20 protein-coding genes are annotated in these 22,536 nt (G+C 61.6%); 13 read left to right on the top strand and 7 right to left on the bottom strand.

What is annotated here, in order from left to right; genetic code table 11:
* Positions 1 to 132 precede the first annotated feature (132 nt).
* The 4 genes from argE to ABWV42_RS02510 are packed head-to-tail and all read left to right on the top strand — an operon-like array spanning position 133 to position 5,034.
* Complete coding sequence (gene argE / locus ABWV42_RS02525; RefSeq protein ID WP_353338760.1) at positions 133 to 1,296, top strand: acetylornithine deacetylase; 1,164 nt, start codon at positions 133 to 135, stop codon at positions 1,294 to 1,296.
* Between the two features lie 8 nt (positions 1,297 to 1,304).
* On the top strand, positions 1,305 to 2,648 hold the full coding sequence (locus ABWV42_RS02520) for an NAD(P)/FAD-dependent oxidoreductase (RefSeq protein ID WP_353338759.1): 1,344 nt from the start codon (positions 1,305 to 1,307) through the stop codon (positions 2,646 to 2,648).
* Positions 2,649 to 2,672: 24 nt separating this feature from the next.
* Positions 2,673 to 3,851 (top strand): M20 aminoacylase family protein, encoded by a 1,179-nt coding sequence (locus ABWV42_RS02515; RefSeq protein ID WP_353338758.1) that lies wholly within the window; start codon positions 2,673 to 2,675, stop codon positions 3,849 to 3,851.
* A gap of 19 nt (positions 3,852 to 3,870) precedes the next feature.
* Positions 3,871 to 5,034 (top strand): M20 aminoacylase family protein, encoded by a 1,164-nt coding sequence (locus tag ABWV42_RS02510; RefSeq protein ID WP_353338757.1) that lies wholly within the window; start codon positions 3,871 to 3,873, stop codon positions 5,032 to 5,034.
* Between the two features lie 50 nt (positions 5,035 to 5,084).
* Here ABWV42_RS02510 and ABWV42_RS02505 read toward each other — a convergent pair whose 3' ends face one another.
* Complete coding sequence (locus ABWV42_RS02505) at positions 5,085 to 6,362, bottom strand: 3-deoxy-D-manno-octulosonic acid transferase (RefSeq protein ID WP_353338756.1); 1,278 nt, start codon at positions 6,360 to 6,362, stop codon at positions 5,085 to 5,087.
* Complete coding sequence (gene moaA / locus ABWV42_RS02500) at positions 6,362 to 7,366, bottom strand: GTP 3',8-cyclase MoaA (RefSeq protein ID WP_255105294.1); 1,005 nt, start codon at positions 7,364 to 7,366, stop codon at positions 6,362 to 6,364. The genes ABWV42_RS02505 and moaA overlap by 1 nt, the downstream gene beginning before the upstream one ends.
* Before the next feature lie 45 nt (positions 7,367 to 7,411).
* Between moaA and ABWV42_RS02495 the strand changes: the two genes are divergently transcribed.
* On the top strand, positions 7,412 to 7,879 hold the full coding sequence (locus ABWV42_RS02495) for a hypothetical protein (RefSeq protein ID WP_353338755.1): 468 nt from the start codon (positions 7,412 to 7,414) through the stop codon (positions 7,877 to 7,879).
* Between the two features lie 4 nt (positions 7,880 to 7,883).
* On the opposite strand, the gene ABWV42_RS02490 is transcribed toward ABWV42_RS02495, so the two are convergent.
* The 4 genes from ABWV42_RS02490 to glmU are packed head-to-tail and all read right to left on the bottom strand — an operon-like array spanning position 7,884 to position 12,286.
* Positions 7,884 to 8,561: a DNA alkylation repair protein gene (locus ABWV42_RS02490; protein ID WP_353338754.1), complete on the bottom strand. Its 678-nt coding sequence runs from the start codon at positions 8,559 to 8,561 to the stop codon at positions 7,884 to 7,886.
* The gene (locus tag ABWV42_RS02485) at positions 8,551 to 9,108 is read right to left on the bottom strand and encodes a pyridoxamine 5'-phosphate oxidase family protein (protein WP_353338753.1); all 558 of its coding nucleotides are present in this window, start codon (positions 9,106 to 9,108) and stop codon (positions 8,551 to 8,553) included. The genes ABWV42_RS02490 and ABWV42_RS02485 overlap by 11 nt, the downstream gene beginning before the upstream one ends.
* Positions 9,108 to 10,931, bottom strand: coding sequence for a glutamine--fructose-6-phosphate transaminase (isomerizing) (gene glmS / locus ABWV42_RS02480; RefSeq protein WP_353338752.1), 1,824 nt, complete (start codon positions 10,929 to 10,931; stop codon positions 9,108 to 9,110). Before glmS ends, ABWV42_RS02485 begins: the two co-directional genes overlap by 1 nt.
* Positions 10,931 to 12,286: a bifunctional UDP-N-acetylglucosamine diphosphorylase/glucosamine-1-phosphate N-acetyltransferase GlmU gene (glmU, locus tag ABWV42_RS02475; RefSeq protein ID WP_353338750.1), complete on the bottom strand. Its 1,356-nt coding sequence runs from the start codon at positions 12,284 to 12,286 to the stop codon at positions 10,931 to 10,933. Before glmU ends, glmS begins: the two co-directional genes overlap by 1 nt.
* Positions 12,287 to 12,421: 135 nt before the next feature.
* On the opposite strand from glmU, the gene ABWV42_RS02470 reads away from it, so the two are divergent.
* The gene (locus tag ABWV42_RS02470) at positions 12,422 to 13,093 is read left to right on the top strand and encodes an HAD-IA family hydrolase (protein WP_353338749.1); all 672 of its coding nucleotides are present in this window, start codon (positions 12,422 to 12,424) and stop codon (positions 13,091 to 13,093) included.
* On the opposite strand, the gene ABWV42_RS02465 is transcribed toward ABWV42_RS02470, so the two are convergent.
* Entirely contained in the window at positions 13,066 to 14,376 is a 1,311-nt protein-coding gene (locus tag ABWV42_RS02465) for an MmgE/PrpD family protein (RefSeq protein WP_353338748.1), read from the bottom strand. The genes ABWV42_RS02470 and ABWV42_RS02465 overlap by 28 nt on opposite strands.
* A gap of 154 nt (positions 14,377 to 14,530) precedes the next feature.
* On the opposite strand from ABWV42_RS02465, the gene ABWV42_RS02460 reads away from it, so the two are divergent.
* From ABWV42_RS02460 to ABWV42_RS02430, 7 genes are all read left to right on the top strand, one after another.
* Positions 14,531 to 15,724: a DegT/DnrJ/EryC1/StrS family aminotransferase gene (locus ABWV42_RS02460; protein ID WP_353338747.1), complete on the top strand. Its 1,194-nt coding sequence runs from the start codon at positions 14,531 to 14,533 to the stop codon at positions 15,722 to 15,724.
* Positions 15,725 to 15,908: 184 nt separating this feature from the next.
* On the top strand, positions 15,909 to 17,072 hold the full coding sequence (locus tag ABWV42_RS02455) for an isovaleryl-CoA dehydrogenase (RefSeq protein ID WP_353338746.1): 1,164 nt from the start codon (positions 15,909 to 15,911) through the stop codon (positions 17,070 to 17,072).
* Positions 17,073 to 17,121: 49 nt separating this feature from the next.
* Complete coding sequence (locus ABWV42_RS02450; RefSeq protein ID WP_353338745.1) at positions 17,122 to 17,622, top strand: lysozyme inhibitor LprI family protein; 501 nt, start codon at positions 17,122 to 17,124, stop codon at positions 17,620 to 17,622.
* Positions 17,623 to 17,641: 19 nt separating this feature from the next.
* Entirely contained in the window at positions 17,642 to 19,249 is a 1,608-nt protein-coding gene (locus ABWV42_RS02445; protein ID WP_353338744.1) for a carboxyl transferase domain-containing protein, read from the top strand.
* Positions 19,250 to 19,257: 8 nt separating this feature from the next.
* On the top strand, positions 19,258 to 19,917 hold the full coding sequence (locus tag ABWV42_RS02440; RefSeq protein WP_353338743.1) for a hypothetical protein: 660 nt from the start codon (positions 19,258 to 19,260) through the stop codon (positions 19,915 to 19,917).
* 10 nt (positions 19,918 to 19,927) lie between these two features.
* Positions 19,928 to 21,877, top strand: a complete 1,950-nt coding sequence (locus tag ABWV42_RS02435; protein WP_353338742.1) for an acetyl/propionyl/methylcrotonyl-CoA carboxylase subunit alpha — start codon at positions 19,928 to 19,930, stop codon at positions 21,875 to 21,877.
* On the top strand, positions 21,874 to 22,533 hold the full coding sequence (locus ABWV42_RS02430) for a glutathione S-transferase family protein (protein WP_353338741.1): 660 nt from the start codon (positions 21,874 to 21,876) through the stop codon (positions 22,531 to 22,533). The genes ABWV42_RS02435 and ABWV42_RS02430 overlap by 4 nt, the downstream gene beginning before the upstream one ends.
* The last annotated feature ends 3 nt before the right edge of the window (positions 22,534 to 22,536 follow it).

Below are 22,536 nucleotides of genomic sequence, written 5' to 3'. Positions count from 1 at the left end.
GACGTTGCCTCTGAACGCTCCCGGCCAGAAGTGAGTTTGGGGGCATCGAATTTGGTGGGATACGGGTGATCTTTTGACATTTTCCATTTGGTCAAAACGCTCTAGGCTCCCTTCGAATCCAGCGAGGGAAATATGGGTGAGCGACTAACTCCTAGGGAGATTCTTGATAAGCTCGTGGGCTTTCCCACGGTCAGCCGTGACAGCAACCTGCCTTTGATCGAGTGGGTGGATGACTATCTGACGAGCCACGGCATCGAGGCGCATCGTCATTATGACGAAACCAATGAAAAGGCAGCGCTTTTTGCCCATGTCGGCCCGTTGGAAGAGGGCGGCGTGGTGTTGTCGGGGCATACGGACGTGGTGCCGGTGGATGGCCAGCCCTGGGGCACCGATCCGTTCAGCGTTGTTGAAAAGGATGGCAAGCTTTTCGGGCGTGGCACCTGTGACATGAAGGGTTTTGACGCGCTTGCGATCTGGGCGCTTGTCGAGGGGCATTACAGTGACCTCAAGCGGCCGCTGCAACTGGCGTTGAGCTATGACGAGGAGATCGGTTGTCTTGGGGCGCCGCCGATGATCCGCGCGATGCAGCCGATTGTGCCCAAGGCCAGCGCGGTCATTGTCGGGGAGCCGTCGATGATGCAGGCGGTGACCGGGCACAAGGGCGGCTTTGGCTATCACCTGCATGTGCAGGGCTTCGAGGTGCATTCGTCGATCCTGCACACCGGGGTGAACGCGATCCTGTATGGGGCGAAGATCATCGAGTGGGTGAACGAGATGAATGCCGCCAATATGGCCGCCGAGCCGGGCGAGATTGCCGCGATGTTCGATCCGCCGTTCACCACATTGCATGTGGGAACGATCAAGGGCGGCACAGCGCATAACATCACTGCCAAGGATTGCTGGTTCGGTGTCGATTTCCGGGTGGTGCCCGGTGATGACGTCGAAGACTGGCGCAAGCGGTTCCTGGCCAAGGTGGCCGAGGTCGAAGCGCTGATGCAGGCCGTGGTGCCCGAGACCAAGATTGCTCTGGAAGAACGGTTCCAGCTTCCGGGACTGGTGCCGGAAGAGAACGGCGAAGCGGAAAGCATCGTGCGCCGTCTGACCGGAGACAATGCAAGCCATGTTGTCAGCTATGGCACCGAGGGTGGTCAGTTCCAGGAAGGCGGCTACTCTGCCGTGATCTGTGGACCGGGTGACATTGCGCAGGCGCACCAGCCCAACGAGTACCTGACGGTGGCGCAGTTCGAGGCCGGACAGGGTTTCATGGCACGATTGCTGGATTTGTTGCAAGGATGACGGGGCAGATGGCAGGCTTTCCGATTTCCATGGGCAATGCGCCCGAGTTTGAAGGGGCGCTGCCAGAGGCGGCGGATGTCGTGATCATCGGTGCCGGCGTGATCGGTATCGCCAGCGCCTATTACCTTGCCAACAAGGGGCTGAAACCGGTTGTCGTCGAGAAGGGCCGCGTTGCGGGGGAGCAGTCTTCGCGCAACTGGGGCTGGATCCGGCAGCAGGGGCGTGACCTTGCCGAGATCCCGATCATGGTGGAGGCAAACCGCCTTTGGAAAGAGATCGCCGAGGCGGTTGACGAAGACATTGGTCTGAATGTCTGTGGCCTGACCTATTTTGCCGAGACGCAAGAGGCGCTTGCGGTCTACGAGGACTGGCTGGAGCAGGCGCGCCCGCTTGGTGTGGACAGTGTGATCCTGTCGCCCGCCGAGATCGAGGCCAAGTTTCCCGGCATGACCAAGAGCTATGTCGGTGCGTTGCATACGCCCTCAGATATGCGGGCCGAACCGTTTCTGGCGGTGCCTGCGCTGGCGCGGGCGGCTGTTGCGGCGGGGGCGGTGATTGTCGAGGACTGCGCGGCGCGGGCGCTTGAGCGGGAAAACGGCCGTGTGAGCGGCCTTGTGACCGAGAAGGGCATCATTCGCACGCAGGAGGTGATCGTTGCGGGGGGGAGTTGGTCTTCGTTGTTCCTGCGCAACGAAGGGGTCAATATTCCCCAGCTTTCGGTGCGTGCGACGGTGGTGCAGACCGGCGCGGTTCCCGATATCCATCAGGGCGGTGCCAATGGGTCCAAACTGGCGTTCAGGCGGCGGGAAGACGGGGGCTATACGCTGGCGGCGTCGGGGTTCCATGAGACGTTTGTCGGGCCGGACTGTTTCCGGCATTTTCGCACCTACCTGCCGCAGTTGATGGAAGCGCCGTTTTCACACAATTACCGCCCGATGTCGCCCAAGGGATACCCTGATGGCTGGGGGACCAGACGGCGGTGGCGTGGCGGGGACGTGACGCCGTTTGAGAAGATGCGCATTCTTGATCCGGCGCCGAATGCCCGCAAGGTCGAGGAAATCCGCGCGCGGTTTGAGGCGCTGTTTCCGGCGCTGGGCAAGGTCGAGGTTGAACGCAGCTGGGCAGGCATGATCGACGCGACACCCGACGTGGTGCCGGTGGTGGACCGTGCCCCTGTCGAGGGGCTTTCTATCTGTACCGGCATGTGCGGGCACGGGTTCGGGATTGGTCCGGCCTTTGGGCGGATCATGGCGGATATGGTGACCGGCGGCGACGTGGGGCATGACCTGCATCGCTTTCGATTGTCCCGTTATTCGGATGGCTCAAAGTTGATCCTTGGGCCGGATCTCTGATTTGCAGTTTTGAGGGGGTGTGCAATGGCTGTAAGAAATCGTTTGGCAGAAATGCATGAAGAAATCACCGGATGGCGGCGGCATCTGCATGCCAATCCGGAGCTGATGTATGACGTGCACGAGACCGCGGCCTTTGTTGAAAGCCGTCTGAAAGAGTTTGGTGTCGACGAGATCGTGCCGGGCGTTGGCCGCACAGGCGTGGTGGGTGTCATCAAGGGGCGGAGCGATGCCTCGGGGCGTGTGATCGGGCTTCGCGCTGACATGGATGCGCTGCCGATCGAGGAGGCGACGGGGCTGGATTATGCCTCGACCGTGCCGGGCAAGATGCATGCCTGCGGACATGACGGGCATACGTCGATGCTTCTTGGCGCGGCCAAGTACCTTGCGGAGACCCGCAATTTCGATGGCACCGTCATCCTTATCTTCCAGCCTGCCGAAGAAGGCGGCGCTGGCGGCAAGGCCATGTGTGACGACGGGATGATGGATCGTTGGGGGGTGCAGGAGGTTTATGGCCTGCACAACTATCCCGGCCTGCCGGTGGGCGAGTTTGCTATCCGGCCCGGGCCGTTGATGGCGTCGGCGGACGAGTTCGAGATCGTGGTGACAGGGCGCGGAGGCCATGCGGCGGCCCCGCATGAGGCGATTGATACCACCCTCGTGGCGTCGCAGATCGTTGTGTCGCTGCAAAGCATCGTGGCGCGTACCGTTGATCCGGTAAAGCGGGTGGTGGTGACCGTGGGAACATTCAACACCGACAGCAACGCGTCGAACGTGATTGCCCACACGGTGCGGATGAAAGGCACGGTGCGCACGCTTGATCCCGAATATCGTCAGATCGCCGAAGAGCGTATCCGGGCTATTGCCGAACATACCGCCCTGGCCTATGGGGCGACGGCCAAGATGACCTGGACCGATGGATACCCCGTGACGGTGAATACCGAGGAGCACACGGGCTATGCCGCCGAGGCCGCGCGCGCGGTGGCCGGGGACAGCAAAGTCGATGACATGACCGCGCCGGTGATGCCGGCAGAGGATTTCTCGTTCATGCTTGAAGAGCGTCCGGGAGCCTATATCTTCCTTGGGAATGGCGACACGCAGATGTGCCACCATCCTCAATACGTATTTGATGACGACGCGATTCCGGTTGGGTGTAGCTGGTTCGCGGAGTTGGTTGAGCGGCGGATGCCGCTTACCAAGGACTGACCAGAAAAGGAGCGAACAGATGCCAGTCAAAAACCGTTTTGCCGAACTGCAGGCAGAGATTACCGAATGGCGGCGGGACATTCACGAGAACCCCGAGATCCTTTTCGAAACCCATCGCACCTCGGCTTTGGTGGCCGAGAAACTTGAGGCCTTTGGCTGTGACGAGGTGGTCACGGGCATCGGGCGCACCGGCGTTGTTGGTGTGATCAAGGGCAAGGCGACCGGATCGGGCAAGGTGATTGGTCTGCGCGCTGACATGGACGCACTGCCGATCCATGAGCAGACCGGCCTCGGCTATGCCTCGAAGACGCCGGGCGCGATGCACGCCTGCGGCCATGACGGGCACACGGCCATGCTTCTTGGTGCGGCCAAGTACCTGTCGGAGACCCGCAATTTTGACGGCACCGTGGTCGTGATCTTCCAGCCCGCCGAAGAAGGCGGCGGTGGCGGCAAGGAAATGTGTGATGACGGCATGATGGACCGCTGGGGCATTCAGGAGGTTTATGGCATGCACAACTGGCCGGGCAAACCGGTTGGGTCCTTTGCCATCCGTCCGGGGGCGTTCTTTGCGGCGACCGATACCTTTGACATCGTGTTCGAAGGCAAGGGTGGCCACGCGGCGAAACCGCAGGAGACGGTGGACACGACGGTGATGACCGCGCAGGCGGTGCTGGCGCTTCAGACCGTGGCAAGCCGCAACGCCGATCCGGTGGACCAGATCGTTGTGTCGGTTACGTCGTTCGAGACCTCTTCGAATGCCTACAACGTGATCCCGCAGAAAACCCATCTGAAGGGCACCGTGCGCACCATGAGCCACGCGATGCGCGACCTTGCCGAAACCCGCATCAAGGAAATCTGCACTGGCATCGCCGGCACCTTTGGCGGTTCGGTGGCGGTGGATTACCACCGAGGCTATCCGGTGATGGTGAACACCGAAGAGCAGACCGAATTTGCCGCGGATGTGGCGCGGGCCGTCAGTGGCCAGTGTGATGACGCGCCGCTGGTGATGGGCGGTGAGGACTTTGCCTTCATGCTGGAAGAACGCCCCGGCGCCTATATCCTTGTCGGCAACGGCGATACAGCGATGGTGCACCACCCCGAGTACAACTTTAACGACGACGCCATTCCGGCGGGGTGCAGCTGGTGGGCAGAGATTGTCGAGCAGCGGATGCCTGCCGCGTAAGCGCTTGAAATAAGAACGTTTTGAGGGGGTCGCGCCGCGAGGTGCGGCCCTTATTTCATGAGGTCCAGCAGATCGCGCAGGACGTCCTGGCGGATGTTCTGGGCAGAGGCCACATAGGCGCGGGCGTTGTCTGCGAGAGCTTTCTGCTGAGGGCCGTTCAGAAGGCGGGCGACGGTCGTGCCAAGCGCCTGGGCGTCCGCGACCTCAAGACAGGCCGCGTGGTTTTTCATCTCGCCATAGGCAAGGCTGAAGTTGGCGTATTGCGGGCCGTGCAGGATGGCGCAGTCGAAATGGGCGGGTTCGTAGGGGTTGTGCCCGCCAACGGGCGTGAACGATCCGGCGATAAAGGTGATGGGCGCGAGGTGATACCACAGTCCGGTTTCGCCCAGCGTGTCGGCGAGGTAGATCTGGGTGTCCGGGCTGGGCGTTTCGCCCCGGCTGCGCCGTGCAATCGTCCAGCCTTCGGAACGCAGCTGCGCCTCGATCTCGTTGCCCCGGTCCGGATGGCGCGGGACAAGGATTTGCAGGGCATCGGGGTATTGGGCGGTGACGGCGCGGTGTGCTTCGGTCACGAGGGGCTCTTCCCCCGGATGGGTCGAGGAGGCAACCCAGATGGGGCGCGTGCCGATCTGCGCTTTCAGCTTTGACGCCTCGTCTGCATCGAAGGGCAGGGGGGCGGAGGCGGCTTTCATATCGCCGGTGGTACGCAGGGCGCTGCGCGGTGCGCCGAGGAGTTCGAGGGCCTGTTCGGTGCCGCGCACCTGACAGAGGATACAGTCGAAGCGGGTAAAGAGGGCGCGGGCGGTGGCCGAGAGTTTCTGCCATTGGGTCAGAGACTTGGCCGACAGGCGGGCGTTGATCAGGGCCAGCGGAATGTCCCGCGACTTGGCCTGAAGGATCTGGTTGGGCCAGATTTCGCTTTCGACAAAGACCGCGAGGTCCGGTTTCCAGTGGTACAGGAAGCGGCGCACGGCCTGTGGCGTGTCGATGGGTGAGAACTGGTGCAGGGCACCCTCGGGCAGGCGCTTGTCGGCGAGGGCGGCGGCGGTTCCGGTGGTTGTCGTGACCAGAACCTGATGGCCGGATTCGGTGATTTCCCGGATGAGATCGAGGACCGACAGGAATTCACCGACGCTTACAGTGTGCATCCAGACCAAAGTGCTCTGGGGGCGCGGTTTGGAGGCGTGGCCATTGCGTTCGCGCAGGCGATCAAGCGGGGCGTTGGTGGAGATGAAACGGCGGCGCGCGGCGCGCATGGCCAAGGGCGCGGCAGCAAAGGTCAGCGCCTGATAGAGGCGCGTGACAAACGTCAGAGGGGCGGGAGGCATCAGCCGCCTGTGTGGCTCATGTGGCGCGACATCTGGCCATCGGCACGCTGGCGCGAATAGTCAAAGTCATGGCCCTTGGGCTTGAGACGGATCGCGGCGCGGATCGCCTCTTCGAGAACCTCGGGATCGGTCGAGCTACGCAGCGGTTCGCGCAGGTCGTACATGTCTTCCTGTCCAAGGCACATGAACAATTGGCCGGTGCAGGTCAGGCGCACACGGTTGCAGCTTTCGCAGAAGTTATGGGTCAGCGGGGTGATGAAGCCGATCTTCTGACCGGTTTCTTCCAGCCGAACATAGCGCGCCGGACCACCGGTGCGTTCGGCAAGGTCGGTCAGCGTGTATTCTTCGCCAAGACGCGCGCGCAGATCCTTGAGCGACCAGTACTGGTCAAGACGGTCTTCATTGCCGAGGTCGCCCATCGGCATGACCTCGATCCATGTGAGATCCATGTCGCGCTCGGCGCACCAGCGAGTGATCGGGATCATTTCGTCTTCGTTGAAGCCCTTGAGGGCGACGGCGTTGATCTTTACGCGCAGCCCTGCCTTCTGGGCGGCGTCGATGCCGCGCAGGACTTGGGGCAGGCGGCCCCAGCGGGTGATTTCGGCGAATTTCTCTTCGACGATGGTGTCGAGGGAGATGTTCACGCGGCGCACCCCGGCGGCATATAGCTGATCTGCGTATTTTTCGAGCTGCGAGCCGTTGGTTGTGAGTGTCAGTTCCTTGAGCTTGCCGCTGTCGAGGTGGCGGGTCATGCCCTGGAAGAACGTCATGATGTCACGACGTACCAGCGGTTCTCCGCCTGTAATGCGCAGTTTCTCAACACCAAGGTCGACAAAGGCGGAGCAGAGGCGGTCCAATTCCTCGAGCGTCAGGAGTTCCTTTTTGGGAAGGAAGGTCATGTTCTCCGACATGCAATAGACGCAGCGGAAATCGCAGCGGTCGGTGACGGAGACGCGCAGGTAATTGACAGCGCGCTGGAAGGGATCGATCAAGGGTGCAGTCATAGCGTTATAGGTAGTGTGAGTTTGGTGGCGGGGCAAGGGCGGAAGATGATGGACAATTCTTGGAAGTTTGGAATTTGCGGGCTGGCATTGCTGGGGCTGACGGCCTGCGAAGGTGGGCTGTCGCAGGTGAAGATGCCGGACTGGCCCGTGCTGGACCGATTTGGCAAGAAGTCAGCCCCCGAGGAAACGACCGAAGTTGAGCCCTTAGAAGAGGACGGCGCAGCGGGGGAAGATGCCGAGGTTGCCCCCATCAGCGCGATTGGTCCCAAAGGGGAGTTGGGCAAGACCGTCGTGTCTCTGGGTACGGCGACCGAGCCGGGGCTGTGGTTGAAGACTCCGCTGGCCAAGGTGCCGGGACCGGGGCGGGTGCGTTATGGCGGGCAGAGCGTGGAGGTGACGTTGATCCCGCTGGTGGCAGAGGACACCGCCGGCTCCCGCCTGTCGCTTCAGGCAATGCAGGCCTTGGGCATTCCGCTGACCGAACTGGCAGAAGTGTCTGTCTCAGGCAGTTAAGGCGCTATTTCAGATATTTGCCAGCTTCCTTGCGGGCAAAGGGCTTGAGGCGGTCGCCGTAAGTTTCGAGGAAGGCGCTGGCGCGGGGGACATCGTGTTTGGAGAGGTCGCGCACCCACCATGCGACGGCCTTTTGAATGAACCATTCGGGATCGTCGACATATGACGCTGCCCAGCCGAGCACGCGGTCGCGGGCTTGGAGTTCGGCCGGTTTGGGAAAGTTCTGCTTGGCCCAGGGCAGGGTGATCACGAGGGCCGCGCGGCGTGTCCACATGTGATCCGACGTTGTCCATGCCTCGACGGCATCAAGGCGGGAAGGATCGGCCACAAGGCGTTTCTGACCGGCCATGCAGACGTGATCGGCAATGGCCCAGCTGTCGAAATCGGGCACCCAGGTCTGGATCAGCTTCCAAGCGGCATCATCCGGACGGATGCGGGCCTGTGTCAGGAGTTTGGCCGCCGCAATGCGCCCTTCGAAGATGTCGGTTTTCCAGAGGTCTGCCGCGAGAGCGACGCGCTCATCCACCGTCAGGGTCTGACGCCAGGCTTTTGTCACGTCGTTCAGGGCCGGATTCGGGATGCCGAGAACCTCGCGGGTCTGCTTGTGATAGGCCGCCATCTGCTCGGCGCGGCCGGGTTCAATGTGGGATTTCAGCTCTGCAAGCGCGTCGTCACGTGTCATCGGAAGGCCCCAGAATGTCGGTTGGCAACCCGTCGATGGTGTGCTGGTTGCGCTCTTCCCAGTAGGTGCGAATGCCGTCCGCCCCGCGATCCTCGGCCCATTTGGCAAGGGTGTCGCGTTCGCCGACGTGGTCATAGAAGGGCACGGCATAGCCGCAGGAGGTCTGCACCATGTCGACGGTCATGTCATAAATCTGGCGGGCGCTGACGATCTCGGGGAACATGGCGTTGAGCTCGTCAAATTCGGCGTCGCGGCGGTGCAGGGTGCGGGCGCTGCCATAGGCGCGCAGGATCATCGGGCGTTTTTCGAAACCGCACCACATGAGGGTCATGCGGTTGGCGAGCTTGAGATGGCCGGCGGTTTCATTGCCGCTGCCGGTGAGATTGCGCCAGATGATGCGGTTTTCCCCCAGCACCCTCAGGCTGTCCATGCCCTTGGGCGAGATGTTGACGCGGCCCGAGGGGGCGGCGCTGCCGACAAAGAACATGTGCTGCGCTTCGATGAAGGCGCGGTGCGGGGCTTCGATGCTGGGGAACTGTTTGGCCATTATTCCACCGTCACGGATTTGGCGAGGTTGCGTGGCTGGTCAACGTCGGTGCCTTTGGCAACGGCGGTGTGGTAGGCCAGAAGCTGCGCCGGGATCGCGTAGAGGATGGGCGAGAGGATCGGGTCAACCTCGGGCAGGGTGACAACCTCCCAGGCCCCTTCGGCCCCTTCGTCTGCACCGAGGGTATCGGTGATCAGGAGCACCTTGCCGTTGCGGGCCATGACTTCCTGCATGTTGCTGACGGTCTTGTCGAACAGGGCGTCACGGGGGGCGAGAACCACCACGGGAACATGTTTGTCGATCAGGGCGATGGGGCCGTGTTTCAACTCGCCGCTGGCATAAGCTTCGGCGTGGATGTAGCTGATTTCCTTGAGTTTCAGCGCACCTTCAAGGGCCAGCGGATACATCAGGCCACGGCCAAGGAACAGAATGTCGCGCGCCTCGGCGAGCTTGCGGGCAGCTGACTGCAGCTTGCCTTCGCGTTCAAGCGTGGCGTTCAGGATGCCCGGCAGGGTGCGCAGGGCCGAGAGTTTGTCCTGAATGTCCTCTGCCGACATGACGCCCCGGTCGGATGCGGCCTTGAGGGCAAGCATCAAAAGCACCGTCAGCTGGCAGGTGAAGGCCTTGGTCGAGGCGACGCCAATCTCGGTGCCGGCAAGAATGGGCAGGGCGAGATCGCTTTCGCGGGCGATCGAGCTTTCGGGAACATTGACGACCGAGACGATCTTGTCGGCCTTGCCGTCGCAGTAGCGCAGGGCGGCGAGTGTGTCGGCGGTTTCGCCGGACTGGCTCACGAAAAGGGCCAGGGTGCCCTCGGTGATCGGCGGCTCGCGGTAACGGAACTCGGAGGCGATATCCACCTCGACAGGCAGCTGCGCGACCTGTTCGAACCAGTATTTCGCGGTCAGGCAGGCATAGTAGGCGGTGCCACATGCCACCATTGTCAGGCGGTTCACCTTGGTGAAATCAATGCCATCGCCGGGCAGGGCGACCTTGGCGCCATCGCCGGACAGGTAGTGGCGAACGGCCTCGCCGATGACGGTGGGCTGTTCGGCGATTTCCTTGGCCATGAAATGCTTGTGGCCGCCCTTGTCGACCCGGGCCTGATCAATGCGGATGGTGCGCATCTCGCGGTTGGCAATCTCGCCGGCCTCATTGCGTATTTCCAGAGAGGTGCGAGTGAGAACGGCGCTGTCGCCTTCCTCGAGATAGGTGATCCGGTCGGTCAGCGGGGCCAGCGCGATGGCGTCGGAGCCGACGAACATCTCTCCGTCCCCATGGCCGATGGCGAGAGGAGAGCCCTTGCGGGCAGCAACGATCAGATCTTCCTCGCCCTCAAAGAGGAAGGCGAGGGCAAAGGCCCCCTCAAGGCGGGCAAGGGTTGCGCGGGCGGCGTCGACGGGCGACAGGCCCTGTTCGATGTGGTGCTGCGTCAGCAGGGCGACGGTTTCGGTATCGGTCTCGGTGGCAAAGTCGATGCCGGCCGTGGACAGTTCGGCCCGCAACTCGCGGAAATTTTCAATGATCCCGTTGTGCACCACGGCGACGGGGCCAGCGCGGTGGGGGTGGGCATTGTCAACCGAGGGCGCACCGTGCGTGGCCCAGCGTGTATGGCCGATGCCGGCCTTGCCGCGCAGGGGATCATGCACAAGCAGGTCGGAGAGGTTGACCAGTTTGCCAACGGCACGGCGACGGGCGAGATCGCCTTCGTAAACGGTGGCGATCCCGGCGCTGTCATAGCCGCGATATTCGAGGCGTTTCAGGGCTTCAACAAGGATTGGGGCCGCTTCGTGGTTTCCGAGAACCCCTACAATACCGCACATTATTTGGCCTCCATGTCGCGTTTGGCTTTCTTGGACTTTAACAATTCGAACAATTTTCGCGCCAGCCCCGGTTTGTTGACCTGTTCGGCGCGAGCAAGGGCCAGGGCCTCGGAGGGCACGTCCTTGGTGATTACCGAACCGCTTGCCGTCATCGCGCCATCTCCCACGGTGACCGGGGCGACCAGCATGGTGTTAGAGCCGATGAAGGCATTGGCGCCGATGGTTGTCTTGTGCTTCATGACGCCATCATAGTTGCAGGTGATGGTGCCTGCACCGATGTTGGACGCCGCGCCGACCGAGGCATCGCCGATATAGGTGAGGTGGTTGACCTTGGCACCGGCATCCAGCGTGGCATTCTTGATTTCGACGAAGTTACCGATCCGCGCGTCTTCGGCCAGTTCCGCGCCAGGGCGCAGGCGGGCGTAGGGGCCGACAATTCCGCCGCGGGAAACGTGGCAGCCTTCGAGGTGCGAAAAGGCGCGGATGTGGGCACCGCTTTCGATGGTTACGCCGGGGCCAAAATAGACATTGGGTTCGATCACCGTGTCACGCCCGATCACCGTATCGTAGGACAGCATGACGGTGTCCGGCTGTTGCAGGGTGACCCCCATTTCCATCAGCTCGGTGCGGGCGCGGGACTGGAAAACCGCTTCGGCCTGCGCGAGGTGCAGGCGCGAGTTGATGCCAAGGGTTTCCGCCTCGTCGCAGGCAACGGCCGTCACCGAAAGACCGCGTTCGCGGGCAATTCCGACGATGTCGGTGAGGTAGTATTCGTCCTGTGCATTGTTGGCCTCGACCGCGTCGATCATCGAAAAGAGTGCGCTTTTCTCAACCAGCATTACGCCGCTATTGCAGAATGTTATAGCGCGTTGCTCATCTGTCGCATCAGCGAATTCAATGATGGCTTCGAGGCTGTCGCCCTGCATCACGAGACGCCCGTATTTGCCGGGGTCGGCCGCTTCAAAGCCCAGAACCACAACCGCGTTGTCTTGGCGGGCGGCGGCCATGCGTTCAAGGGTTTCGGGCTGCACAAAAGGCGTGTCCCCGAAGAGGACAATCACGTCGCCTTCGAAGTCTTCAAGTGCCGCGCGTGCGGCGTCGACGGCGTGAGCGGTGCCCTTTTGCTCTTCCTGAAGGACGACCGTTGCCTCGGGGTCATATGCCTCGACACTTGCCTTGACCGCGTCGAACCCGTGGCCCGCGACGATGATAGTGCGGGCGGGTTCGAGAACCGCGCCGGACTGCATCGCATGGACGAGCATCGGCGCGTTGGCGATCTGGTGGAGGACCTTGGGTTGGTCCGAGTTCATCCGGGTGCCTTTGCCTGCGGCAAGGATGACGAGGGCAATGCTCATGTGTTTTCTCTTTGAATTTGTGTTGTGCCCGTTTTATCCGTTCACGGTATCGACGCAAGGCCGAGGCCCATCAAAAGGCATTACGGCGTGTAACAGCGTTGGGCGGAAATATGCCATTTCGAGGGGTAAGGGCAGATGCGAACAGTGGTCTTTGATCTGGATGGCACCTTGGCCGACACGAGCGGTGATCTTCTTGCCGCTGCCAATGCCTGCTTTCGCGATATGGGCGAGGGCGATGTTCTGAGCGTTGAGACCGACGCGGGCACGGCGCTGCGGGGGGGCAAGGCAATGCTGACCCTTGGCCTGACGCGGATTGGCCGGATGGATCAGGCAACGGTCGAGAAATACTATCCGGTGCTGCTGGAGGCTTATGGCGCGGCGATTGATACGCATACGGTTATGTACCCCGGTGCGATGGAGGCCGTGGGTGTGTTGAGCGATATGGGTTATGGCGTCGGGATCTGCACCAATAAGCCCGAACGCCTTGCCGAGCAGTTGATGGCATCGCTTGGGGTGCGGGATGCGTTTGGCGCTTTGATCGGGGCTGATACGTTGCCGGTGCGCAAGCCTGACCCTCTGCCGCTTGCGGAAACCGCGCGGCGGCTTGGCGGAGATCCGGCGCAGACCGTTCTGATCGGAGACAGCGTGACCGACCGCGAAACCGCGCGAAACGCCGGTGTTCCCTCGGTTCTGGTGACTTTTGGCCCCAGCGGCGAAGATATGGCGGCGCTGGAGCCGGAAGCCCTGCTGCAGGACTATGCAGACCTTCCCGCGTTGGTTCAGGCCTTGATTGGCGTGAACAGCTGATCCGTCAGGGGCGCGAGGCCGGTTTCGGCCAGCCTCATGATCGCCGTTTCCAGGGCGGTGGAGCGATCCTTTCCAAATACCGGCTCCGTGAGGCCGTGGAACTTGTCGATCAGGTCCTGTGCCGTGGGCGGATTGGTGTGATCCCAGCGCGGTTCGTTCCAGTCGCCTTCGTGCCGTGTGCCGTCTTTCAGGACCAGAGCCACGCGGGCAAGGCGCTTGGCGGGGAAGTGTTCGTTGGCATGGTTGGCCTCCTGCATGTCCATTGCATCCGACAGGCGCAGGATTTCCGGGTCAAACAGGGCGTCGCCCTCAAGGTGTTCCGGGCGCACGGTGCCGTGCACGGCGGCAACTGCGGTGGGGAAGGACGTTGAGTATTGCGCCTCATCACCAGTTTGCGGGCGTTTCATGGCCAGACGCACGGATTCGTGGAAGGTGTGGACTTCGATTTTGGCAATCTGGTCGGCGGTGACGTCATGTGCCTTTTGCAGCGCCATGGTGCCTTCCATCGGGGCCTGGGCCCAGCGGCAGACGGGGTAGGGTTTGTAATACTGCTCAAGGCAGTACCAGCGAGAGCCAAGGTCGGTCCAGTAGTCGGATGCGTCCTCGACAGTGATGGCCGGCGCGCCGGTGAAACCCTTGGCGGCAAGGCGTGCAGCAGAGATGCCGCACATTGATCCCCAGCCGGCCCCATCCTTGACCATTGTCGGAAAGTCGATGCAGCGCATCATCTGGCTGCGCGGGCCGTGGTATTCGGCGATGCCAAGGGCGTGGCGGGTGGTTTCGCGGTCCAGCCCCATGAGGCGGGAGACGGCTGCTGCTGCGGCGACAGCCCCCCAGCTGCCCGAGGTGTGGTAATCGGGGGCGGTGGCGTGCTGGGCCATGGAGGTGCGGGCGCCGATCTCGTAGCCGACCACGATGGCTTCGAGAAGCTGTTTTCCCGATGCACCAACTTCATGCGCGGCAGCGAGGGCGGCGGGGATCATGGGGGCGGCGATGTGGCCCTTGGCCGGGTTGAAGCCGTCGTGACCATCAACCGAGTCGATGGTCATGCCCGCGGCCAGCGCAAAGCCGAGCGGGCTGCTCGTGCGGCCGTCGAACATCAGGGGGATTGTGCCGCCGAAATCCTCGTGTGCGTGGGCGCAGATGATAGCAGATGTCTGGGTCTGGCTGCCGGCAACCCCGACGCCCAGAACATCAAGAAGGTTCAGGTGGGTCTGGGTGCGCACCTTTTGCGGCAGGTCTTCCCAAGTCAGCGTGTGAATGAAGTCAATTTGGTCAGCCATCGTTTTCTCCCTCTAATAAGGGGAAGCGTAGCAGCCCATCGTGAGTCCAGAAGTCTGTTCGCGACATGCAGATGTGGTTTTCAAGGCGGTTTTCGCCGATCTTGCGGTGGAATGGACGTTGACGGCGTGCGGGAAGGGCGACAATGCTGCGTCCATGACTGAGATATTCGAAGGCAATTTCACCCAGCAGGAACCGATCCCGGACGAGGCGATCGAGGCGGCGCTGCGCGTGATGCAGAGCGGACGTTTGCACCGCTATAACGTGGGTCCGGGCGAAGATGGCGAAGTGGCGCTGCTGGAGCAGGAGTTCACGGAGCAGATGGGCGCGAAATACTGTCTTGCGGTGGCGTCTGGCGGGTATGCCATGGCCACGGCCTTGCGGGCATTGGGTGTGAAACCCGGAGACCGTGTGCTGACCAATGCCTTTACCCTTGCGCCGGTGCCGGGGGCGATTGCCAGTGTTGGTGCGGTGCCGGTGTTCGTCGGGGTGACCGAGGCGCTGGTGATTGATCTTGATGATCTGGAGGCCAAGGCAGGGCAGGCGGATGTTCTAATGCTCAGCCACATGCGCGGGCATCTGTGCGACATGGATCGCCTGATGGAGATTTGCGACAGCCACGGCATCAAGGTGGTCGAGGATTGCGCGCATACGATGGGCGCCAAGTGGCGCGAGACCCTTTCGGGGCGTTACGGTGTCTTTGCCTGTTATTCCACCCAGACTTACAAGCACGCCAATTCGGGCGAGGGCGGTTTGCTGATCTCGGATGACGACCTGTTGATGGCGCGGGCGATCATGTTGTCGGGGTCTTACATGCTGTATGAACGTCACCTTGCGCGGCCGCCGGTCGAAGTGTTCGAGCAGGTGAAATACGTGACGCCCAATGTCTCGGGGCGGATGGATCATCTCAGGGCCGCCATTCTGCGGCCGCAGTTGCGCGATCTGGGCACACAGGTTGAACGCTGGAACGCGCGGTACCGCGTTGTCGAGGAAGGTCTGCGCGATACGCCGGGCCTTACGGTTGTCGAGCGTCCGGAAGAAGAGACCTATGTCGGGTCTTCCATTCAGTTCCTTTTGCTCGACTGGAGTGAAGAGAAGATCGCCGAGGTGGTGAAACGCTGTGCGGCACGGGGTGTCGAGGTCAAATGGTTTGGTGGTTCTGAGCCTGTCGCCTTTACCTCGCGCTATGACAGCTGGCGTTACGCGCCCTCCGAACGGATGCCGAAGAGTGATCGCGTTTTGGGCGGGATCATGGACATGCGCATTCCACTGACGTTCAGCCTTGAGGATTGCGCGCAGATCGCGCGGATCATCCGGGCCGAGGTCGGGGCGGTTTTTCAGGGCGCTTAACGGGCGTTTCGCAATCGGTTTCATTGAATGGTGTCTGTTGGACCGGTCCGCTTTGGCGGGCCGGTCTTTCGCATTCTGCGTGACCCAACGTCGTAGTTATACGGGAGTCGGAATATTTCTTGAACGGAATCGGCTTGTCGCGTAGTTATATGAACAAGCGTTCAATAATGGGAGACTTTGAGCGATGTTCATGCACACAATGAATTTTGATCTGGGTGAAGACGTCAACGCGATGCGCGAGATGGTGCATCGCTTCGCCCAGGAGCGGATCAAGCCGATGGCCGCGGACGTCGATTTGAAAAACGAATTCCCCAACGAGCTTTGGAAAGAGTTTGGCGAGCTTGGCCTTCTGGGTGTCACGGTGCCCGAGGAATACGGTGGGGCGGGCATGTCCTATCTTGCACACGTCATCGTTGTCGAAGAGATCGCCCGGGCCTCGGCGTCGGTTTCGCTGAGCTATGGTGCGCATTCGAACCTCTGCGTGAACCAGATCAAGCTGAACGGCAACGAAGAACAGAAGCAGAAGTATCTCCCACGTCTTCTGTCGGGTGAACATGTTGGCGCGCTGGCCATGTCGGAGCCGTCGGCAGGATCGGACGTGGTGTCGATGAAGCTGCGTGCGGAAAAGCGCAATGACCGCTTTGTCCTGAACGGCAACAAGTACTGGATCACCAATGGTCCGGACGCGGATACCCTCGTGGTTTATGCCAAGACCGATCCGGATGCGGGCCCCAAGGGCATTACCGCCTTCCTGATCGAAAAGGAAATGAAGGGTTTCTCGACCTCGCCGCACTTTGACAAGCTGGGGATGCGCGGGTCGAACACCGCCGAGCTGATCTTTGAAGACGTGGAAGTGCCGTTCGAGAATATCCTTGGCGAAGAAGGCAAGGGCGTGAAGGTTCTGATGTCGGGCCTTGATTACGAGCGTGTGGTTCTTGCCGGGATCGGCACCGGGATCATGGCGGCCTGCCTGGACGAGGTGATGCCCTACATGGTCGAGCGCAAGCAGTTTGGTCAGCCGATCGGGAACTTCCAGCTGATGCAGGGCAAGATTGCCGACATGTACACCAAGATGAACTCGTCCCGTGCCTATGTTTACGAGGCGGCCAAGGCCTGTGACCGTGGCGAGATCACCCGTCAGGATGCCGCGGCCTGCTGTCTCTATGCCTCTGAAGAAGCGATGGTTGTCGCGCACCAGGCGGTTCAGGCCTTTGGCGGTGCCGGTTACCTTTCGGACAACCCGGTGGGCCGTATCTTCCGCGATGCCAAGCTGATGGAAATCGGCGCGGGTACGTCGGAAATCCGCCGGATGCTGATCGGTCGCGAACTGATGGCGAAACAGGCGTGATCTGGTGGCGGGGAGACCCCGCCATCAAGACACTTGCGGAGGCCTAGCGATGAGACTCAAAGCCCTGATTTTTCTGCCGTTTATGGCGATGCCTGCCATGGCGCAGGAGATGGTGTTCTCGGCTGCGGCGACGGAAAGCTGTCTTGCCGCACTTGATGAGACGGGTGACCCCAAAAGCTGTATCGGGTCTTCGGCCAATGCCTGCATGGAGGCCACCCCAGGTGGGTGGTCGACCGTGGGTATGGGGGGCTGTCTGGAACAGGAGCGCCTCTATTGGGATGCGCGCCTGAACGCGGCCTACAAGGCGGTTCGTGCTGGTGCCAAGAGCGTGGATGCGGAGATGCGCGAAATCGGGGCGAGCGCCCCGTCGCAGGCCGAGGCGTTGCTGGCGATGCAGCGGGCCTGGATCGCCTACCGCGATGCCTCCTGCGATTATGAACGCTCTCTCTGGGGCGGGGGGACTGGCGGTGGCCCGGCAACCGTGTCCTGCCACATGTATCTGACCGGCGAGCAGGCGCTTTACCTAGAAGCGCAGCTTGTTGTGAACTGAATTCGAAGGATTTGAAATCATGGCGAAAATCCAATCCAAGGCTCTGACCACGTCAGACGATTTCCAGGCCAACCGCGCCGCGCATCTCGAGGCGCTGGGCGTGGTGGCGGAAGCGGCGGCCAAGGCGACCCAAGGCGGCGGCGAACGCTCGCGCGAGCGTCACGTCAGCCGGGGCAAAATGCTGCCGCGCGAGCGGGTGGCGAACCTGCTTGATCCGGGCTCTCCTTTCCTTGAGGTCGGCGCCACGGCGGCGCATGACATGTATGGCGATGCCGCGCCCTGTGCCGGTGTGATTGCCGGGATTGGCCGGGTTGAAGGCCAGGAAGTCATGGTGGTCTGCAACGATGCCACCGTGAAGGGCGGCACCTATTATCCGATGACCGTGAAGAAACACCTGCGGGCGCAGGAGATCGCGGAAGAATGCAACCTGCCTTGCATCTATCTCGTGGACTCGGGCGGTGCGAACCTGCCGAACCAGGACGAGGTGTTCCCCGATCGCGAACACTTTGGCCGCATCTTCTTTAACCAGGCGAACATGAGCGCCAAGGGCATTCCGCAGATCGCGGTGGTGATGGGGTCGTGTACGGCAGGGGGCGCCTATGTGCCGGCGATGTCGGACGTGACAATCATCGTGAAAGAGCAGGGCACCATCTTCCTTGCCGGCCCTCCGCTGGTAAAGGCCGCGACGGGCGAGGTTGTGTCTGCCGAAGACCTTGGTGGTGGTGATGTCCACACGCGCCTGTCGGGCGTGGCGGATTACCTGGCCGAGGACGACGCCCACGCGTTGGCGCTGGCGCGGCGCGCGGTGAGCCACCTCAACCGCACCAAGCCGCAGACCGTGCAATGGCAATCGCCAGAGGAACCGGCCTATGACCCCGAGGAAATCCTTGGTGTTGTTCCGGCAGGGCTGCGGACGCCTTATGACATCCGCGAAGTCATTGCCCGCACCGTGGACGGATCGCGGTTCGACGAATTCAAACCGCGCTTTGGCGAGACGCTGGTGACCGGTTTTGCCCATGTCAAAGGTTGTCCGGTTGGCATCGTGGCCAACAATGGCGTGCTCTATTCCGAAAGTGCCGCCAAGGGTGCGCATTTCGTGGAACTGTGTTCGCAGCGGGGTATTCCGCTGGTGTTCCTGCAAAACATCACCGGTTTCATGGTCGGGCAGAAATACGAAGCCGAAGGCATTGCCCGCCATGGCGCAAAGATGGTGACCGCAGTGGCCACCACCAAGGTGCCGAAGATCACCATGCTGGTGGGCGGCTCTTTCGGGGCAGGCAACTATGGCATGGCCGGTCGCGCCTATAGCCCGCGTTTCCTGTGGACCTGGCCGAACAGCCGGATCTCGGTGATGGGTGGCGAACAGGCTGCCGGTGTTCTGGCCACCGTAAAACGCGACGCCATCGAACGGCAGGGCGGAGAATGGTCGGCCGAGGAAGAGGCCGCCTTCAAGCAACCCACGCTGGACATGTTCGAGCACCAGAGCCACCCGCTCTATGCGTCGGCGCGCCTTTGGGATGACGGCATCATCGACCCGCGCAAGACGCGTGACGTGCTTGCCCTGTCGCTGTCGGCTTCGCTCTGTGCGCCGATCGAAGAGACCAGGTTCGGCGTGTTCCGGATGTGAGGCTATCAATGCTGTCTTTTGGAAAACGTCTGTTGAATCAGTTACCGGATTTGAGCCTTCCCGAGATGACTCGGGAAGTGGAAATAGCGGTGTATCTGGTTCACAACTCGACGGACCCGGAAGATTACTTCTTTCTGTTCGATTTCGAAGAGTTTGTTGAAAAGTCCAAAGCTGGCCTGTTCGTACGGCCGGTAATCAGGATTTTTGCGGGTCGCGACGACTTTAGCAGGACAATCTTTGCCCGTGAGTTTCGAGAGGTCTTTTCGCGAGAGTTCGACCGAATGCGCGCGGAACTCGCTGCAAAGAAGAACAGGTTTGGATGGCTGAGTTTCGGAACAGCTTTTGACCTGCTGAGCGGGTTTGTTTCGAGCATCGTGCTTTCCATAGCTTTGTCTGCGGGCAACAAAATCCTGGAGAGGATCGGCGTTGGTGCATTGCTCAAAGGCAAGAGCGACGGCGCAAAGCTCAGAGATGAAATTGAGAAAACGAAGTCACAAGTCGAAACCGCGCTTCAACGGATAGAAATCACGATCCATCGCGAGTTGTACGACTATGCCTATCGCGATGGCTTCATGGGCAAAATAAGTGGAATGGACCGGGAAGCATGGCCGCTTCCGCATTACGTCCGTTCACATTTGGACAAGGGCGAAAGCAGCTCTTGGTGGTGAGGAAACTGATATGTTCAATAAAATCCTGATTGCAAACCGTGGCGAAATCGCCTGCCGCGTGATGGAAACCGCCCGTGCGATGGGTGTGAAAACCGTGGCTGTCTACTCGGATGCGGATGCGCTTTCGAAACATGTCGCGATGGCGGACGAGGCCGTGCATATCGGCGGATCGGCGCCTGCTGAAAGCTATCTCAAGGGCGATGTGATCATTGCTGCCGCGCAGGAGACCGGCGCGCAGGCGATCCACCCCGGCTATGGGTTTCTCTCCGAGAACCCGGACTTTGTGGACGCGGTTGAAAAGGCCGGTCTGGTCTTCATCGGCCCCTCGGCGGAGGCGATCCGCAAGATGGGGCTCAAGGATGCCGCCAAGGCGTTGATGGAAGAGGCCGGTGTTCCGGTGGTGCCGGGCTATCACGGCGACAATCAGGATGCGGCGTTCCTTGCCGCAGAGGCCGAAAAGATCGGCTATCCCGTCCTGATCAAGGCGGTTGCCGGCGGTGGCGGCAAGGGGATGCGCCTTGTCGAGGCACCCGAAGAGTTCGCGGATGCGCTGGCCAGTGCGCAGGGCGAAGCCATCACGGCCTTTGGCAATGCGGATGTTCTGATCGAGAAATACGTGACCCAGCCGCGCCACGTCGAGGTGCAGGTCTTTGGTGATGGCACCCATGCGGTGCATCTGTTCGAGCGGGACTGTTCGTTGCAGCGTCGCCACCAGAAGGTGATCGAAGAGGCCCCCGCGCCGGGCATGAGCGCCGAGGTGCGCGAGGCCATGGGGCAGGCCGGTGTACGTGCCGCCGAGGCGATTGGCTACAAGGGCGCGGGTACGGTCGAGTTTATTGTCGATGGCTCAAACGGGCTGCGGGCGGATGGGTTCTGGTTCATGGAAATGAACACCCGCCTGCAAGTGGAGCATCCGGTGACCGAGGCGATCACGGGCGTTGACTTGGTGGAATGGCAGCTGCGGGTTGCGGCGGGGGAAAGCCTGCCTGCGAGCCAGGAAGAGCTGACGATCTTTGGTCACAGCTTCGAGGTGCGCCTTTATGCCGAAGACGTGCCCAAGGGCTTCCTGCCTGCGACGGGCACCCTGAGCCATCTGGATTTCCCGGAAGGGGCGCGCTCGGACAGCGGGGTTCGGACCGGCGATACGATCAGCCCGTTCTATGACCCGATGATTGCCAAGATCATCACCCATGGGCCGACCCGAGCTGTTGCGCTGTCGCGGATGCGCACGGCACTTGCCGAGACGCAGGTTGGCGGCACGGTGACCAACCTCGCCTTCCTTGGGGCTTTGTGTGACCACGCAGGCTTTGCCGCGGGCGAGGTGGACACGGGCCTGATTGCGCGGGATCTGGATGATCTGGTGCAGGAGGTGGCCCCGACGGCGGCCCAGACCGCCTGGGCGGGAATGGTTGCTTTGGGTCTGAACGCGGCATCGGCCCCGGAGGGCGGGTTCAATCTCTGGGGACCGCTGGAGCGCAGTGTCACCATCGCGCATGGCGATGAAGAGGTCGTGGTCAAGGTGATGATGGATGGTGCCGACAAGGCCGAGGTTCTGGTAGGTGAGACAACTGTTGTTGCCGAACGCATCGGTGGCGGCTGGCATCTTGATGGCAAGCGTGCCGCGCCCGTGGGCGTAAGTGACGGCAAAGTCAGCGTTTTTGCCCGCTACGGGATGGAGTTCGACGTGGTCGATCCGCTGGCGCGGGATGCCGATGGTGGCGCGGCGGGCAACGTGATTGCAGCACCGATGCCGGGCTTGGTGAAGGCGATCTTTGCCGAGCCGGGACAAGAGGTGAAGGAAGGCGATCGCCTTGCCATTCTGGAAGCGATGAAGATGGAACACTCGCTTTTGGCCGCACGCGATGGCATCGTGGCCGAGGTTCTGGCCCATGCTGGTGATCAGGTGCAGGACGGTGCCGCGCTGATCCAGCTGGTCGAGGAGGACGAGGAGGCCGCATGATCCTGTTGCACCACATTCCGTTTTCGCGATCGTTCCGCGTGCTCTGGCTTCTTGAGGAGATGGGGCTGCGCGCGGAGCTCAAGCATTATTCCATCACCGATGGATCGTTGCGTGCGGCGGAGTTCAAGGCGATTTCTCCGGTGGGACGTGTGCCCGCGCTGGAAATTGACGGGATCACCATCTTCGAAAGCCCGGCCATCATCGAATACCTTGCCGAGACCCGGCCCGAGCACGGGCTGGGACGGATGCCGGGCGATCCCGAGCGGGTGGCGTATCTCGAGTGGCTGGGGTTTGGGGAAACGCAGGCCAGTATACTCGGCTCGCTCAACATGCAGCATCTGTTCATGGGGGATCCGACGCCGGCCTCTCCGGTGATGATGAAACTTGAGGCGGCCCGTCTTGGTGCAACGCTGAAGGCCATGGACCGAGTGCTTGCGGATCGCGAATGGCTGTTGCCGTCGGGGTTTTCGGCCGCGGACACGATGATGGGGTTCAACCTGTTCTCGGCGCCTTACTATGTGCGGCTTGACCGTTTCCCGAATGTGCAGGCCTATATCGCGCAGATCGAAGCGCGTCCGGCCTATCAGAAGGCCCGCGAACTGGATGGGCAGCAGGAGTTCTACAAGCAGGACTTCTACGACGTGCCGGAGGCCTGAAAG

Source organism: Pelagimonas sp. KU-00592-HH, assembly GCF_040369695.1.
Taxonomy (GTDB): domain Bacteria; phylum Pseudomonadota; class Alphaproteobacteria; order Rhodobacterales; family Rhodobacteraceae; genus Shimia.
This window is presented reverse-complemented; position numbering and strand designations above follow the sequence as displayed.